The sequence below is a fragment of the Stella humosa genome (genome assembly GCF_006738645.1).
Lineage (GTDB): Bacteria > Pseudomonadota > Alphaproteobacteria > ATCC43930 > Allostellaceae > Allostella > Allostella humosa.
The window spans coordinates 2,813,918-2,829,846 of record NZ_AP019700.1 but is presented as its reverse complement, the minus strand read 5'-3'; the positions used below and the strand labels follow the sequence as shown (position 1 = coordinate 2,829,846).

Annotated in this window: 13 protein-coding genes; all 13 read left to right on the top strand. The window is 68.3% G+C overall.

The features are described from left to right. Nucleotides 1-10 precede the first annotated feature (10 nt). Nucleotides 11-3,454, top strand: a complete 3,444-nt coding sequence (gene dnaE, locus STVA_RS13245) for a DNA polymerase III subunit alpha (RefSeq protein ID WP_123688402.1) — start codon at nt 11-13, stop codon at nt 3,452-3,454. A gap of 8 nt (nt 3,455-3,462) precedes the next feature. Continuing rightward, a complete protein-coding gene (locus tag STVA_RS13240; protein WP_123688401.1) occupies nt 3,463-4,308 on the top strand; it encodes a glycosyltransferase family 2 protein in 846 nt (281 codons plus the stop codon). A 100-nt stretch (nt 4,309-4,408) separates the two neighbouring features. Beyond that, on the top strand, nt 4,409-5,725 hold the full coding sequence (locus STVA_RS13235; protein WP_123688400.1) for a hypothetical protein: 1,317 nt from the start codon (nt 4,409-4,411) through the stop codon (nt 5,723-5,725). Between the two features lie 167 nt (nt 5,726-5,892). Continuing rightward, nucleotides 5,893-6,753 carry a 30S ribosomal protein S2 gene (gene rpsB, locus STVA_RS13230; RefSeq protein ID WP_123688399.1) on the top strand — a complete coding sequence of 287 codons (861 nt, stop codon included), beginning with the start codon at nt 5,893-5,895 and terminating at the stop codon, nt 6,751-6,753. A gap of 133 nt (nt 6,754-6,886) precedes the next feature. Further along, the gene (tsf, locus tag STVA_RS13225; RefSeq protein ID WP_123688398.1) at nt 6,887-7,810 is read left to right on the top strand and encodes a translation elongation factor Ts; all 924 of its coding nucleotides are present in this window, start codon (nt 6,887-6,889) and stop codon (nt 7,808-7,810) included. A gap of 24 nt (nt 7,811-7,834) precedes the next feature. Continuing rightward, complete coding sequence (pyrH, locus tag STVA_RS13220; RefSeq protein ID WP_123688397.1) at nt 7,835-8,548, top strand: UMP kinase; 714 nt, start codon at nt 7,835-7,837, stop codon at nt 8,546-8,548. Between the two features lie 16 nt (nt 8,549-8,564). Continuing rightward, nucleotides 8,565-9,122: a ribosome recycling factor gene (gene frr, locus STVA_RS13215; RefSeq protein ID WP_123688396.1), complete on the top strand. Its 558-nt coding sequence runs from the start codon at nt 8,565-8,567 to the stop codon at nt 9,120-9,122. Nucleotides 9,123-9,132: 10 nt separating this feature from the next. Then, nucleotides 9,133-9,852 carry an isoprenyl transferase gene (locus STVA_RS13210; RefSeq protein WP_123688395.1) on the top strand — a complete coding sequence of 240 codons (720 nt, stop codon included), beginning with the start codon at nt 9,133-9,135 and terminating at the stop codon, nt 9,850-9,852. A gap of 33 nt (nt 9,853-9,885) precedes the next feature. Further along, nucleotides 9,886-10,689 carry a phosphatidate cytidylyltransferase gene (locus STVA_RS13205; RefSeq protein WP_123688394.1) on the top strand — a complete coding sequence of 268 codons (804 nt, stop codon included), beginning with the start codon at nt 9,886-9,888 and terminating at the stop codon, nt 10,687-10,689. Next, a complete protein-coding gene (locus tag STVA_RS13200; protein ID WP_123688393.1) occupies nt 10,680-11,888 on the top strand; it encodes a 1-deoxy-D-xylulose-5-phosphate reductoisomerase in 1,209 nt (402 codons plus the stop codon). Before STVA_RS13205 ends, STVA_RS13200 begins: the two co-directional genes overlap by 10 nt. A gap of 10 nt (nt 11,889-11,898) precedes the next feature. Beyond that, the gene (gene rseP / locus STVA_RS13195; RefSeq protein ID WP_123688392.1) at nt 11,899-13,032 is read left to right on the top strand and encodes an RIP metalloprotease RseP; all 1,134 of its coding nucleotides are present in this window, start codon (nt 11,899-11,901) and stop codon (nt 13,030-13,032) included. Between the two features lie 29 nt (nt 13,033-13,061). Continuing rightward, nucleotides 13,062-15,335 (top strand): outer membrane protein assembly factor BamA, encoded by a 2,274-nt coding sequence (gene bamA / locus STVA_RS13190; protein ID WP_338069530.1) that lies wholly within the window; start codon nt 13,062-13,064, stop codon nt 15,333-15,335. A gap of 1 nt (nt 15,336) precedes the next feature. Continuing rightward, nucleotides 15,337-15,909, top strand: a complete 573-nt coding sequence (locus STVA_RS13185) for an OmpH/Skp family outer membrane protein (protein WP_123688390.1) — start codon at nt 15,337-15,339, stop codon at nt 15,907-15,909. The last annotated feature ends 20 nt before the right edge of the window (nt 15,910-15,929 follow it).

Genomic DNA, 15,929 nt, shown 5'->3' with positions numbered 1-15,929 from the left:
GTCGGCATCCATGTCCCACGCGGACTTCGTCCATCTGCGCACCCATTCGGCCTATTCGCTGTCCGAAGGGGCGCTCAAGACCAAGGACCTGGTGAAGCTCTGCATCCAGGGCGGGATGCCGGCGGTCGCCGTGACCGATACGGGCAACCTGTTCGGGGCACTGGAGTTCGCGACCGAGGCGGCATCGTCGGGTGTGCAGCCGATCACCGGCAGCCTGTTCGGCATCACCCGCGTCGGCGGCCGGCCGGCCGGGCCGGGCCTGCCGCAGACGCCCGACCGCATGGTGCTGCTGGTCCAGGACGAGACCGGCTATCGCAACCTGCTGAAGCTGGTCAGCCGCGCCTTCATGGAAAGCGACGGCACGCGCGAGGCGCAGCTTTCCCTGGCCGAGCTGGACGGGTTCACTGACGGCCTGATCGCGCTGGTTGGCGCGCCCGACAGTCCGCTCGGCCGGCTGTTGGTCGATGGCCAGAAGGAAGCGGCCGAGCAGTGCCTGGCGACGCTGCGCGCGCTCTTTCCCGGGCGCCTCTATATCGAGTTGCAACGGCACGGCGTGCCGGCCGAGGAGGCGATCGAGGCAGATCTGCTCGACCTGGCTGACCGCACCGGCCTGCCGCTGGTCGCCACCAACGACGCCTTCTTCTCCGACCGCACGATGTACGAGGCCCATGATGCGCTGATCTGCATCGCGGGCGGCGTCACCGTGTCGACCGACCAGCGCCGGCGGCTGACGCCCGAACATGGCTTCAAGTCGGCGGCCGAGATGCGCGAGCTGTTCGCCGACCTGCCGGAGGCGATCGACAACACCCTGGTCGTCGCGCAGCGGTGCGCCTTCATGCCCGAGAAGCGCAAGCCGATCCTGCCGCCTTTTGCCAGCGACAGCGGGCGGGAGGAGCCGGCCGAACTGCACGCCCAGGCGACGTTGGGCCTGGACGGGCGGCTGGCGGCCATGACCGATCATCCCGACCCGGCCCCCTATCGCGAGCGGCTGGAGTTCGAGCTGGACGTCATCGTCCGCATGGGCTTCGCGGGCTACTTCCTCATCGTCGCCGACTTCATCCAGTGGGCCAAGCGCCAGGGCATCCCGGTGGGGCCGGGGCGCGGATCGGGAGCGGGCTCGGTAGTCGCCTGGGCGCTCTCGATCACCGACCTCGACCCGCTGCGCCACGGCCTGTTGTTCGAGCGCTTCCTCAACCCCGAGCGCGTGTCGATGCCCGACTTCGACATCGACTTCTGCCAGGATCGCCGCGACGAGGTCATCCGCTACGTCCAGCAGCGCTACGGCCGCGACCGCGTGGCCCAGATCATCACCTTCGGCAAGCTGCAGGCGCGCGCCGTGCTGCGCGACGTCGGCCGGGTACTGGAGATGCCCTATGGTCAGGTCGACCGGCTGTGCAAGCTGGTCCCGAATAACCCGGCGAACCCGGTCACGCTGCGCCAGGCGATTGACGGCGAACCGCTGCTGCAATCCATGCGCGACGACGACGAAGCGGTCGCCCGCCTGATCCGCATCGCCCTGCAGCTCGAGGGGCTCTACCGCCACGCCTCGACCCACGCGGCCGGCGTCGTCATCGGCGACCGGCCGCTGGACGAACTGGTGCCGCTCTACCGCGACCCGCGCTCCGACATGCCGGTCACGCAGTTCAACATGAAGTATGTCGAGCTGGCCGGGCTGGTGAAGTTCGACTTCCTCGGCCTCAAGACCCTGACCGTGCTGGTGAAGGCCCAAGCGCTGCTGCGAAACCGCGGCATCGAGATCGACCTGACCAACCTGCCGCTCGACGACGGGCCGACCTTCGAGATGCTGAGCCGGGCGGATGCGACCGGCGTGTTCCAGCTGGAAAGCCAGGGCATGCGCGACGTGCTGCGCAAGCTGCGGCCGGACCGCTTCGAGGACATCGTCGCCGTCGTCGCCCTCTATCGCCCCGGCCCGATGGAGAACATCCCGCGCTACATCGCCTGCAAGCATGGCGAGGAGCAGCCGGACTACCTGCACCCGATGCTGGAGCCGATCCTCAAGGAAACCTCCGGGATCATGATCTACCAGGAGCAGGTGATGCAGATCGCCCGCACCCTGTCGGGCTACAGCCTCGGTGGCGCCGACCTGCTGCGCCGGGCCATGGGCAAGAAGATCAAGGAGGAGATGGAGGCCCAGCGCAAGGCGTTCGTCGACGGCGCGGTCGCCAACGGCGTCGACAAGGGCACGGCGGCCCACGTCTTCGACCAGGTGGCGAAGTTCGCGGGCTACGGCTTCAACAAGTCGCACGCGGCCGCCTACGCACTGGTCGCCTACCAGACGGCCTACCTCAAGGCCAACTACCCGGTGGAGTTCTTCGCCGCCTCGATGTCGCTCGACCTTGGCAACACCGACAAGCTGAACACCTTTCGCCAGGAGCTGGCCCGGCTCGGCATTCCGTTGCTGCCGCCCGACGTCAACCATTCGCAGGTCGAGTTCTCGGTCGAGACCGGCAAGGACGGCAAGGGCTGCGTGCGCTACGCCCTGGCCGGGCTGAAGGGCGTCGGCATCCCGGCGATGCAGAACATGGTGGCGGTGCGCGGCGACAAGCCCTTCGCCGGGCTGGAGGATTTCGCCGCCCGCATCGACGCCCGCGCGGTTACCAAGAAGCAGGTGGAGGCGCTGGCCCGTGCCGGCGCCTTCGACGCCTTCAACAAGAACCGCGCCCAGATGATGGCCGCCGCCGAGACGATCGTGCGCGAGGCCGCCGCCGCCGCGTCCGACCGCGACAGCCGGCAGGAGACGCTGTTCGGCGGCGTCGCGGCACCGCAGTGGCGGCTGCCGGCGGTGGAGGAGTGGAACCTCTTCGACAAGCTGCAGAACGAATTCGAGGCGATCGGCTTCTACCTGTCGAACCATCCGCTCGACGCCTATGGCAAGAGCCTGGAGCGCATCGGCGTCACCCGCGCGGCCGACCTGCCGGCGCGCTTTTCGCTGGGCGGGTCGACCCGGGTGAAGCTGGCCGGCATCGTCGTCAGCAAGCGCGAGCGCACATCGGCCCGCGGCAACCGCTTCGCCTTCGTGCAGATGTCGGATGCGAGCGGCCTCTTCGAGATCGCGGTCTTTTCCGAGGTGCTGAGCGTCGCCCGCGAGTTGCTGGACAGCGGCCAGCCGATCCTGGTGGTGGCCGATGCTCGGGTGGAGGGCGATTCGATGCGGCTGGGGGCGGTGCAGATCGACGCGCTGGACAAGGTCGCGGCATCGGCCGCCGCCGGCATGCGCATCTATCTGGGCGGGACCACGGCGCTCGAGGGGTTGAAGCGCCTCATCGCCAAGGAGGCGTCGGGCCGCGGCGGTCGCGGTCGCATCAACCTGGTTCTCGACATCGACACGGGCCGTGAGGTCGAGGTGGCGCTGCCGGGCAGCTATCGCGTGACGCCGCAGGTGCGCGCGGCCGTCACCAGCATGGTCGGCGTCGTCCAGGTGCAGGACATCTAGGGCGCGCCATGGCGGCCCCCCGCGTCTCCGTCATCGTGCCGGCATGGCGCGCCGAAGAGACGATCGGTCGCGCCATGCGCAGCTTGCTGGAGCAGACGCTGGGCGACTGGGAAGCGGTGGTGGCGGCAGACGACGACCGCCACTATGGCGCGATCCTGGCCCGGCAGGGGATCGCCGATCCGCGCATCCGCCATGTCCGCACGGACCGGCCGCGTACCGGTGCTGCTGGCGCCCGCAACGTCGCCTGGGCGGCGGCCCATGGCGGCGTGGCGGCGCCGCTCGACGCCGACGACGCCTGGTTCCCGCGGCGGCTGGAGGTCCTGCTGCCGATCGCCGAGACGCGCGGGGCGGCCGCCGACAATGTCCGCGTGGTCGACGACGCGACCGGCCGACCGGTCGGCACCCTGTTTCCGGCGGGTGAGGGCGACCGCCTGCTCGACGCCCCCGCCTTCCTCGCGACGGCCGTGCCGATCATGACGCTGGTGCGCCGCGACGCCATGGCGGGGTGGGATGCCGACGTCGACCTCTGCGACGACCTGCCCTTCAACCTCCGGGCCATCGACCGGGCAGGGGGCCTACTCGTCACCGCCGAGCCGCTGCACGAGTATCGCGTGCGCGACGGCTCGATCTGCCATTCCCCCGACTCCGACCAGCGCGCCGATCGCGGCTACGCCACCTGCCTGGCCCGCCTGGAGCAGGACGGCCTCGGCATCCGCGACCCCGCCATCCGAAAGTCTTTCCGCGTGGCGCTGGAGCGCAAGCGGGCGCTGAACCACGCCTACGCCGTGTGGCGCGACGGCCGGCCGGGCGGCGGGACATTCCAGGAGTTCATTGCCGATCGCGGGTCTCCGTAGCCCATGGGAGTCGGCCGACGCCAATATCAATCTCGATTATACAATCTTTGATTGCCAAAAATATAAACTCCCATTATGAATGCGGCATCGGGAGGGTCCCATGCTGCTGCTCGGTAGTCGCGCCCGGACGATCGCTCTTGCCGGCCTGGCCAGTGCCACCATGCTTTCCGGCTGCTCCCCCTTCCTTGAGCGCGAACCGCTGCCGGACCGCCCCAGGATCTCCGCCGCCGATGCGGGGGCGACCGAGCAGGCGCTGCGCTACCTCGATGACACGCGCCTGAAGGCGGAGGGCGCGCGGGACAACCGGGTGCTGATCGACACGGTCGCCAACAGCGGGATCATCGTCGGTGCCGCGGGTGCCGCGGTGGCCGCCGCCTACGGCGCCAGCACCAACCTGATCGTCGGCTTCCTGCTGGGTGGTTCCGCCAGCTATGTCGGCGGCCAGCTATACGGCGACCGGGGCTATATCGAGATTTACGGCAATCTTATCGAGGCGCTGGACTGCGTCGACGAGGAGGCGCGCAAGGCCTACGAGCCCGTCCGGCCGATCCGGAATGCGCGCCGTGCCGTAGGCGCGGCAACCGACCGCCTTCAGAGCAAGTACATCGCGACTAAGCGCCGGATCGCCGACCGTGCCGACATTGAAGATGAACTGGCTGTCAAGCTGACCGAAGCCGCTTCCATGCTGGACGCGGCCAAGCGGGCACTGAACCGCGCGGATGACTATCTGGTGATCGAGTACGGTCTGGCAGACGCGATCGTCGGAGCAGTCAATCGGGTTGTCACCAAGGGCAACGACCAAATTCGACAGCGTCGCCCGGACGCGGATGCATTTGTACGTGCGGCCGGACTGCTCTCCGCCACTTCCGCCTTGAAGAACGCCAATCAGGTCAAGAAAGAGATCGAGGATCTGAGGAATGCACCCATGGTTGGGGCCGCCGGTATGCCCAAAGGATTTATGGGTGCGACGCCGCCGGGGCGCCAGTCCCCGCCCGATGCAGCATTGCAAAAAGCCGAAGCGAACGAGCTTGGCCTGCTCATTGCCGAAGTGCGGGCTGCCGTGCCGTTCATCCCGCTAGACCTTGATCGTTCCACCGGCACCGCGCGTACGGCGCTGACCGGCTGCAAGATAGGCGATTCGACGGTGGTCGCCCTTACGGTCAGCCCGTCGGGCGACGTCAAGCTGCGCAAGGGCCAGACCGTCACCCTCGTCTCCAGCGGCGGGCTGGCGCCTTACGACGCCGTCTGGATTGGCGAGGAGCCCGGCAAGACCGAGGTCGGCCGGGATCGGGCCTTTCGCAGCGTCACCCTGACGGGGATGGACAAGATGGTCGCCGGCAAGACTTACGTGCTGCGCATCGTCGACTCCGGCCAGGGGGCGCCGGCCTTCGTCGACATCAAGGTCGTCACCGAATAACGGCGCCGACGGCAGCCGACTGCTTGCAAATCCGGGCGCGCCCGGCTATCACCGCGCCATTCCTCACGCGGGCCATCGGGAGCCGGACGTCGTTCGGCCCCCTTCCGGTGTTCGGCACTTGCCGAATCACAAGGCCCGCGGCGGCAGAACCGGAAAAGGACCAAGACATGGCGATGCCTTCCTTCACCATGCGCCAGCTTCTCGAAGCCGGCGTACATTTCGGCCATCACACCCGTCGCTGGAACCCGAAGATGCGTCCGTACATCTTCGGCACGCGCAATGGGGTGCATATCCTCGACCTCGAGCAGTCGGTGCCGATGCTGCACCGGGCCATGCAGTCGGTGCGCGACGTCGTCGCCGGCGGCGGGCGGGTGCTCTTCGTGGGCACCAAGCGCCAGGCCCAGGAGCCGATCGCCGCGGCCGCCAAGCGGTGCGGCCAGTACTACGTGAATCACCGTTGGCTCGGCGGCATGCTGACCAACTTCAAGACCATCTCCTTTTCCATCAAGCGCCTGCGCGACCTGGAAGAGCGGCTGCAGCAGGATGCCAGCGGCTTCACCAAGCGCGAGCGGCTGGAGCTGACGCGCGACCGCGACAAGCTCGACCGCGCGCTGGGTGGCATCAAGGAGATGGGCGGCCTGCCGGACATGCTGTTCGTGATCGACACGAACAAGGAGTCGATCGCCGTGCAGGAGGCCAACCGCCTCCATATCCCGGTGGTCGCCGTGATCGACAGCAATTCCGATCCGGAAGGCGTGCTGCTGCCCATCCCCGGCAATGACGACGCCATCCGGGCGATCAACATGTACTGCGACCTGATCTCGGGTGCGGTGCTGGACGGCATCCAGGCCGAGCTCACCGCCGCTGGCGTCGACATCGGCAGCCAGGCCGACGCGCCGGAGATCGACCTCGACGGCGAGGAAGAGCTCCTGGCCGAGGCCGAGGCAGCGGCTCCCGAAGCGGCTCCTGCCGTCGACGAAGCGGCCCCGGCCGCCGAGGAAGCGGTGGAGCCCGCCGCCGGCGCCTGATCCCGCGGCGCGCACCGGAAAGAACGGGCGACGGCGGCAGGCACCTGCCGCCGTTCGCTTAAGCAGATACCCTACCGATACGTTTCGAACCGACGACGTCCGTTCGTACCAACGAAAAACGAAGGAGAGACCGATGGCCGAGATCACTGCCGCCCTGGTGAAGGAACTGCGGGAGAAGACCGGCGCCGGCATGATGGACTGCAAGAAGGCGCTGGCCGAGACCGGTGGCGACGTCGAGGCTGCTGTCGACTGGCTGCGCAAGAAGGGCCTGTCGGCCGCCGCCAAGAAGGCCGGCCGCGTTGCGGCCGAGGGCCTGGTCGGCGTCGCCGCGTCGGGCAAGCGTGGCGCCATCGTCGAGGTCAATGCCGAGACCGACTTCGTCGCGCGCAACGAGATCTTCCAGGGCTTGGTCCGTCAGGTCGCCGAGGGCGCGCTCGAGACGGGCGGCGACATCGAGGCGTTGAAGGGCAAGAGCGTCGCATCCGGCCGAACCATCGCCGACGAGCTGACCCACCTGATCGCCACCATCGGCGAGAACATGGCGCTGCGCCGCGCCCTGCGCCTGGAAGTGTCGCAGGGCATCGTCGCCAGCTATGTGCACAATGCGACGGCGCCGGGTTTGGGCAAGATCGGCGTCCTCGTCGCGCTGGAGTCGGCCGGCGACACCGCCAAGCTCGAGGCGCTGGGGCGCCAGCTCGCCATGCATGTGGCGGCCGCCAACCCGCAGTTCCTGGACGTGGCCTCGGTCGACACCACGGCACTCGACCGCGAGCGCGACGTGCTGCGCGAGCAGGCCCGCGCCAGCGGCAAGGCCGAGGCGATCATCGACAAGATGGTCGAGGGCCGCCTGCGCAAGTTCTACGAGGAGACCGTGCTGGTCGAGCAGGTCTTCGTCATCGACGGCGAGAGCCGCGTGTCGAAGATCGTCGAGGGCGTGGCCAAGGAAATCGGCCAGCCGATCAAGCTGACCGGCTTCGCGCGCTACGCGCTGGGCGAGGGCATCGAGAAGGCGCAGTCGGACTTCGCCGCGGAAGTGGCAGCCCAGCTCGGTCGCTGAGGCCAGGCCCCGGAGCCCGGCGCCGTGTCCGCCGCCTATCGCCGCGTCCTCCTGAAGATTTCGGGAGAGGCGCTTCTCGGCAACCGCGAATACGGTCTCGACGGCGAGACCGTCGAGCGGATCGCCAAGGAGGTCCGCCACGTCCATGACCTGGGCGTGGAGATCTGCGCCGTCATCGGCGGCGGCAACATCTTTCGCGGCGTGTCGGGGGCGGCGGCCGGCATGGAGCGGGCCAGCGCCGACTACATGGGCATGCTGGCGACGGTGATAAACGCCCTCTCGCTCCAGAACGCGCTGGAGCGGGAAGGCGTCAACACCCGGGTGCAGTCGGCCATTCCCATGTCGACGGTGTGCGAGCCGTACATCCGGCGCCGGGCGATCCGGCACATGGAGAAGAAGCGGGTGGTCATCTTTGCCGGTGGCACCGGCAACCCGTTCTTCACCACCGACACCGCGGCGGCGTTGCGCGCCTCGGAAATGGGCTGCGACGCGATCCTCAAGGCGACCAAGGTCGACGGTGTCTATTCCGACGACCCGGTCAAGGTGAAGGACGCCGAGCGCTATGATAGACTTTCCTATATGGAGGTCCTGTCGCGGGATCTTAAGGTGATGGACGCGTCGGCGATCTCGCTGGCGCGCGAGAACCGGATCCCGATCGTGGTGTTCTCGATCTACACCCACGGCGCATTCGCCGAGGTGGTGCAGGGTCGCGGGCGCTTCACGATCATCGGCGATTGAGGGGGAGGGACGAGGAATGGCGGGAGCGAACCTCGAGGAATATCGTCGCCGGATGGTCGGCGCCCTCGATGTGCTGCGCAAGGAGTTCGCGGGGCTGCGGACCGGCCGTGCATCGGCCGATCTGCTGAACCCGGTCATGGTCGAGGCGTATGGCCAGCACCAGCCCATCTCGCGCGTCGGCACCGTCAACGTGCCCGAGCCACGCATGCTGACGGTGCAGGTGTGGGACCGCAGCATGGTGAAGGCGGTCGACAAGGCGATCCGCGAATCCGGCCTGGGCCTCAACCCGATGACCGAGGGCCAGACCATCCGCGTGCCGTTGCCCGACCTGACGGCCGATCGCCGCAAGGAACTGACCAAGGTCGCGCACAAGTATGCCGAGGCCTGCCGCATCTCGGTCCGCAACATCCGTCGCGACGCGATGGACCATGTGAAGCGGATCGAGAAGGACGGCGAGATTTCCCAGGACGAGCAGCGCAAGATCGGAACCGAAGTGCAGGCCCTGACGGACGAGCACATCAAGAAGATCGACGAGCTGCTTCAAGCCAAGGAAAAGGACATCCTCCAGGTCTGAGGCGGTGGCCATGGCGCCCGCAGACGGCCATGTGCCCCGGCACGTGGCGATCATCATGGACGGCAACGGCCGCTGGGCGCGGGCGCGTGGCCTGCCGCGCGCGGCCGGCCACCGCCAGGGTGCGGAGGCCGTCAAGCGCACCGTGCGGGCCGCCGGCGACCTGGGCGTCCGCTACCTGACGCTGTTCGGCTTCTCGTCCGAGAACTGGAAGCGGCCGGAGCCGGAGGTCAACGACCTCATGGGCCTGCTGCGCCACTATCTCCGCGCCGAGATCGCCGAACTGCACGCGAACGGGGTCCGCCTGCGCGTCATCGGCGACCGCAACCGCCTGGCCCGCGACATCCGCGCCCTGATCGAGAATGCCGAGGCCACGACCGGCGCCAACGAGGCCCTCAACCTGACCGTGGCGCTGAGCTATGGCGGGCGCCAGGAGATCGTCGGCGCGGTGCGCCGCCTGGCCGACGACATTCGCGCGGGCCTTATCGCGCCCGATCAGATCGACGAGGCGACGCTGGCTGGCCGGCTCGACACCCGCGACCTGCCCGACCCCGACCTGCTGATCCGCACCAGCGGCGAACAGCGGATCAGCAATTTCATGCTGTGGCAGAGCGCCTATACCGAACTGCACTTCACGCCGACCCTCTGGCCCGATTTCGGCCATGCGCAGCTCGACGAGGCCTTGCGCGATTTCGGCAGCCGCGAACGACGCTTCGGTGCGGTGGCACGCTGACGGCATGACCATCTCCGCGGCGGCGGCCCCCTGATGAGCCGCGCGCTGCTGCTGCGCATTCTCTCGGCCGCTATCCTCATTCCCGTCGCCGTGGGCGGTGCCTGGGCCGGTGGCTGGTGGTTCTCGGCCGTGGTCGGCCTGTTCGCGCTGGGCATGGCCTGGGAATGGGCCGCCATGAGCCATCGCGTCTCGCCCGTCGCCGGCCAGGATGCCGCGATCATTGCCACCGTCGCGGCCACCACGCTGGCCGGGGCCGCCGGCTGGTTCGCCTGGGGCGTCGGCATCGGCATCCTCGGGGCAGGGGGCCTGGCAATCCTAACCGCCCGCCAGGCCGTGCGTGCCCGCTGGCTGGCGCCGATGGGCACCCTTTATATCGCGTTGGCCGTCCTGACGGTCCTGCATGTGCGGCTGGCCGGCGGCGCGCTGCCGACCCTGTGGCTCTTCGTCGTGGTGTGGGCGACCGACATCGCCGCCTATGCCGCCGGGCGCTCGATCGGCGGCCCGCTGCTGGCGCCCGCACTCAGCCCGCGCAAGACCTGGTCGGGCCTGCTGGGTGGGGCCACGGCGGCCGCCATCGCCGGTGCCGCGCTGGCGGTGGCGACGGACGGGCCGCCGGCATGGGCGGCAGCGATCCTCGGTTTCTGCCTGGCGATCGTGGCCCAGGCGGGGGACCTCGCGGAATCCGCGGCAAAGCGCTACGTTGGCATCAAGGATGCGAGTGGTCTGATCCCCGGGCATGGGGGCGTGCTCGACCGGCTGGACGGCCTGATGGCCGCAGCCCTGGCCTTCGCCATCCTGCAACTGTGCCTGGGAGAGGATTTGCTCGGATGGCGATGAGCGATGCGCCCCGCCCGGCCGGGCTCGCGGCCCGCCGGCGGCGGAGCGTCACGATCCTGGGGGCGACGGGCTCCGTCGGTCGCAGCACGGCCGACTTGCTGGCGCGTCACCGCGAACGCTACGAGGTCGAGGCGTTGACGGCCCACCGCGATGTCGCCGGCCTGGTGGCGCTCGCCCACGATCTCCGCCCGCGCCTGGCGGTGATCGGCGATCCCGCCGGCTTGGCCGAACTGCGCGCCGGCCTGGCCGGCACCGGCATCGCGGTCGCCGCCGGTGCCGATGCGGTGGTGGATGCTGCCTCACGCCCGGTCGACTGGGTCATGGCCGCCATCGTCGGCATGGCCGGGCTGGCCCCGACCATGGCCGCCATCCGCGCCGGCGCCACCGTCGCCTTTGCCAGCAAGGAATGCCTGGTCGCCGCCGGGCCGCTGATGATGGCCGCGATCCGCCGCCACGGCGCGACCCTGCTGCCGGTGGATTCCGAACACAATGCCATCTTCCAGGTCTTCGACTTCGCCCGGCCCGAGGCGATCGAGCGCATCATCCTGACCGCGTCGGGCGGCCCGTTCCGCCAGGCGCCGCGCGAAAGCCTGGCCGCCGTGACGCCGGAGCAGGCCCTGGCCCATCCCAACTGGCGGATGGGGGCCAAGATCTCGGTCGATTCGGCGACCATGATGAACAAGGGGCTGGAGGTGATCGAGGCTCATCACCTCTTCGCCATGCCCGAGCCGCGGATCGAGGTGGTGATCCATCCGCAATCGATCGTCCACAGCCTCGTCGCCTATGTCGACGGCTCGGTGCTGGCCCAGCTCGGCTCGCCCGACATGCGCACGCCGATCGCCCACACGCTGGCTTGGCCCGATCGCATCGCCGCACCTTCGCCGCGGCTCGATCTGGCGCAGATCGGCACCCTGTCCTTCGAGGCGCCCGATGACGACCGCTTTCCGGCGCTGGGCCTCTGCCGCCGGGCGCTGACCGCCGGCGGCGGCACGCCGGCGGTGCTGAACGCCGCCAACGAAGTGGCGGTGGCGGCGTTCCTGGAGCGGCGGATCGGCTTCCTCGATATCCCGGCCATCGTCCAGGATGCGATCGGGCGCATGAACATTCCGTCACTGGACAGCATAGACGATGTCGTGGCACTCGACGACGAGGCGCGCCGGGTGGCGTCGGCGCTGGTAACTGCCAGCCTTCGCACCTAGGTCATCGAGAATGGATGCCATACTCCAGGTTCCCCACTACGGTCTGTCCTTCATCCTCCTTTTGACCATCCTCGTGTTCGTGCACGAGTTCGGCCATTTCTGGGTCGCCCGGCGCAACGGCGTGCGGGTCGAGGTGTTCTCGATCGGCTTCGGCCCGGAGCTGTTCGGCTGGAACGACCGCACGGGCACGCGCTGGAAGTTCAGCCTGCTGCCGCTGGGCGGCTACGTGAAGATGTTCGGCGACGCGGGCGCCGCCAGCAACCCGGCCGAAGGGCTGGATCGCATGTCGGCCGACGAGCGCGCCGTCGCCTTCCACCACAAGCGCCTGGGCCAGCGCGCGGCCATCGTCGCGGCCGGGCCCATCGCCAACTTCCTTTTCGCCATCCTGGTCCTGGCCGGCCTGTTCATGACCCAGGGCCAGCCCTACACCCCGGCGGAGATCGGCACGGTCCGGCCCGACAGTGCGGCCGCCGCCGCCGGCCTGCAGCCGGGCGACCGCATCGTCGCGATCAACGGCAGCAGCATCGAGCGGTTCGAGCAGGTGCAACTCATCGTCCGGCTGAACCAGGGCACGCCGCTCTCGGTCGACGTGCTGCGCGACGGGCGCACGATCAACCTGCCGGTCACCCCGCGCGTCGTGGAATTGCAGGACCGCATCGGCGGGACCCAGCGCGTGGGCCAACTCGGTGTCGGCCGCAGCGGCGTGGAGTTCATGCAGCACAACCCGCTGACGGCGATCGTGGCCGGCACGGAGGAGACCTGGACCCTGACCGCCGGCACGCTGACCGCGGTCTGGCAGATGATCAGCGGCGTGCGCACGACCGAGGAACTGGGCGGCCCGTTGCGAATCGCGCAGATGTCGGGCGAGGCGACCCGGTCGGGCGTCGCCGGCTTTCTCTGGTTTGCGGCGATTCTCTCGATCAATCTGGGACTTATCAACCTGTTCCCGATCCCCGTGCTTGACGGGGGGCACCTGCTGTTCTACGCAGCGGAGGCGGTCCGGGGAAAACCGCTTGGCGAACGAGCACAGGAGTACGGCTTCCGCATCGGGCTCGCATTGGTCCTGACGCTGATGCTGTTTTCGACCTGGAACGACCTGGTACAACTCCGGGTGTTCTCCTTTCTCAGAGGGCTCGTGACGTGAGCGGTGCAGCCTCCGAGAAAGGGCATGGGGTGCTTCGTACGTTCGTGATCGCCTTGGCGCTGGTGGCAGGCGCAATGGTCTCTTCGGTTCCCGCCTGGGCCCAGTTCGGGCAGGGGACCATTCAGGAAGTCCGCATCGAGGGCACGCAGCGCATCGAGCCGGAGACGGTTCGGTCGTACATGTCCGTGCAGCCGGGCGACCAGTTCGATTCGCAGGCCATCGACCGGTCGCTGAAAGCGCTGTTTGCGACCAACCTGTTCGCGGACGTGAACCTGCGCCGCGACGGCAATGCGCTCATCGTGCGCATCTCCGAGAACCCCATCATCAACCGCATCGCCTTCGAAGGTAACCGGCGGATCACCAACGAGATCCTGACCGCCGAGGTGCAGTTGAAGCCGCGGACCGTCTATACGCGGACCAAGATCCAGAACGACGTGAAGCGCATCCTGGATGTCTATCGCCGCTCCGGGCGCTTTGCCGCGACCGTGGAGCCGAAGGTCATCCAGCGCGAGCAGAACCGCGTCGACCTCGTGTTCGAAATCGACGAAGGCACGCTGACGGGCATCCGTCGCGTCAATTTCGTGGGCAACCAGAAGTACTCCGACGGCCGCCTCCGCGAGGTCATCCAGACCAAGGAAACCCGCTGGTGGCGCTTCCTGACCTCCGACGACAGCTATGACCCGGATCGGCTGACCTTCGACCGCGAGCTGCTGCGCAAGTTCTACCTGTCCGAGGGCTATGCGGACTTCCGCGTCGTCTCTTCGGTGGCCGAGCTGACGCCCGACCGTGAAGGTTTCGTGGTCACGGTGACGGTCGACGAGGGCGACAAGTACAAGTACGGCAAGGTCGAGGTGGTCTCTCAGTTGCGCGACCTCGATCCGGAGTCGGTGCGCGGCCTCGTCGCCGCCGTCGAGGGCCGCGACTACAACGCCGACCAGGTCGAGACGACCATCACCCGCCTGACCGACGCCATTGGCAATCGCGGCTACGCCTTCGTCGATGTCCGCCCGCAGATCACCCGCGATCGCGAGAAGAAGGAAATCGGCGTCACCTTCGAAATCCAGGAAGGCCCGCGCGTCTTCGTCGAGCGGATCGACATCGTCGGCAACGTCCGCACGCTCGACAAGGTGGTGCGCCGCGAATTCCAGCTGGTGGAGGGCGACGCCTTCAATGCCGCCAAGCTGCGGCGGTCGCGCCAGCGGGTCCGCGATCTCGGCTACTTCAAGAAGGTCGAGATGACCAACGTCCCGGGGGCCACGCCCGACCGGACGGTGGTGACCGTGGAGGTCGAGGAGCAGTCGACCGGCGAGATCGCCTTCGGCGCCGGCTTCTCGACCAGCAATGGCGTGCTGGGTGACGTCAGCCTGCGCGAGCGTAACCTGCTTGGCCGCGGCCAAGACCTGCGCATCGGCTTCTCGCTGTCGGAGCGGTCGCAGGAAGTCGACCTCAGCTTCACCGAGCCCTATTTCCTCGACCGCAACCTCTCGGCCGGCTTCGACGTCTTCCGCATCGTCCGCGACCTGCAGGACGAAAGCTCGTACGACGAATCGATCACGGGCATCTCGCTGCGCTCGGGATTCCAGCTCAGCGAGCACCTGCGGCAGACGGTGCGCTATACGTTGCGCCAGGACGAGATCAAGAGCGTGCCCTCCACGGCATCGCGCTTCATCAAGGAGCTGGAAGGGTCCTCGATCGCGTCGATCGTCGGCACGACCCTGACGTATGACCGCCGCGACAGCCGTATGGATCCGACCGACGGCTACTACGTCACGCTGGCGACGGACCTGGCCGGCCTGGGCGGCGACCGCCACTTCCTGAAGCCCAAGCTGTCGGCCGGGTACTATTTCCCGATCTCGCTGCCTTGGGTGCTGAGCGTGCGCGGCGAAGTCGGCCATATCGTCAGCTTCGACGACGAGGTCCGCCTGACCGATCGCTACTTCATCGGCGGGGACAACTGCCGTGGCTTCCGCAACTCCGGCGTCGGCCCGCGCGACACCGGGACCAAGGACGCGCTGGGCGGCAACACCTACTACACCGCCACCACCGAACTCACCTTCCCCCTCGGCCTGCCGCAGGAATTCGGCCTCGCGGGCCGCGTCTTCGGCGACGCCTGCAGCCTGTGGAACTCCGATTCCAAGGGCGACGACGTTGCCGACAAGAACTCCATCCGGTTCGCCACCGGTATCGGTCTTTCGTGGAAATCGCCATTGGGTCCGATCCGCCTCGACTTTGCGGTGCCGGTGCTGAAGGAGGACTCCGACCGCACCGAGAATTTCCGGGTCAGCTTCGGAACGAGGTTCTAGCATGATGCAGTTTGGTTACCTGCGCGCGGCCGCGGCCGCCGCGATCCTGGGGGCGGCCGTCGCCATGACGGCCGTGCCCGCCGCGGCCCAGCAACTGCCGGCCCCGATCATCATGATCGTCGACATCCAGGGCGTGCAGCAGGGTTCGAAGGCGTTCAAGAACATCCAGGCGCAGATGCAGACGCACCGCCAGTCGTTCCAGAAGGAGATCAGCGACCAGGAAGGGCAGCTCCGCGGCGCCGAGCAGGAGTTGCAGCGCCAGCGTACCGTCCTGTCGCCCGAGGCCTTCGGCGCCAAGCAGCGCGAGTTCCAGGAGCGGGTCAATAACGTGCAGCGCAACGCGCAGGCCCGCCGCCGCCAGCTTGAGGAAGGCTTCAACGAGGCGATGCAGCAGGTGCAGCGCCAGCTCCTCCAGGTCGTCGGCAAGCTGGCCGAGGAGCGGGGGGCCACGGTCGTGCTGCCCAAGACCTTGGTCGTGCTGGTCGACAAGCGCTTCGACCAGTCGGACGAGGCCCTGAAGCGCCTCGACGCCGCGATCACCCAGGTCAGCGTGAAGCTGCCGGCCAAGAAGTAGCGGCGGTATCGCGGCCCGGT

Coding starts and splice junctions, on each gene's coding strand:
- STVA_RS13240 (WP_123688401.1), top strand. CDS start 3,463: ATGGCGGCCCCCCGCGTCTCCGTCATCGTGCCGGCATGGCGCGCCGAA.
- STVA_RS13185 (WP_123688390.1), top strand. CDS start 15,337: ATGATGCAGTTTGGTTACCTGCGCGCGGCCGCGGCCGCCGCGATCCTG.
- dnaE (WP_123688402.1), top strand. CDS start 11: ATGTCCCACGCGGACTTCGTCCATCTGCGCACCCATTCGGCCTATTCG.
- frr (WP_123688396.1), top strand. CDS start 8,565: ATGGCGGGAGCGAACCTCGAGGAATATCGTCGCCGGATGGTCGGCGCC.
- STVA_RS13210 (WP_123688395.1), top strand. CDS start 9,133: ATGGCGCCCGCAGACGGCCATGTGCCCCGGCACGTGGCGATCATCATG.
- rseP (WP_123688392.1), top strand. CDS start 11,899: ATGGATGCCATACTCCAGGTTCCCCACTACGGTCTGTCCTTCATCCTC.
- STVA_RS13235 (WP_123688400.1), top strand. CDS start 4,409: ATGCTGCTGCTCGGTAGTCGCGCCCGGACGATCGCTCTTGCCGGCCTG.
- STVA_RS13200 (WP_123688393.1), top strand. CDS start 10,680: ATGGCGATGAGCGATGCGCCCCGCCCGGCCGGGCTCGCGGCCCGCCGG.
- rpsB (WP_123688399.1), top strand. CDS start 5,893: ATGGCGATGCCTTCCTTCACCATGCGCCAGCTTCTCGAAGCCGGCGTA.
- tsf (WP_123688398.1), top strand. CDS start 6,887: ATGGCCGAGATCACTGCCGCCCTGGTGAAGGAACTGCGGGAGAAGACC.
- STVA_RS13205 (WP_123688394.1), top strand. CDS start 9,886: ATGAGCCGCGCGCTGCTGCTGCGCATTCTCTCGGCCGCTATCCTCATT.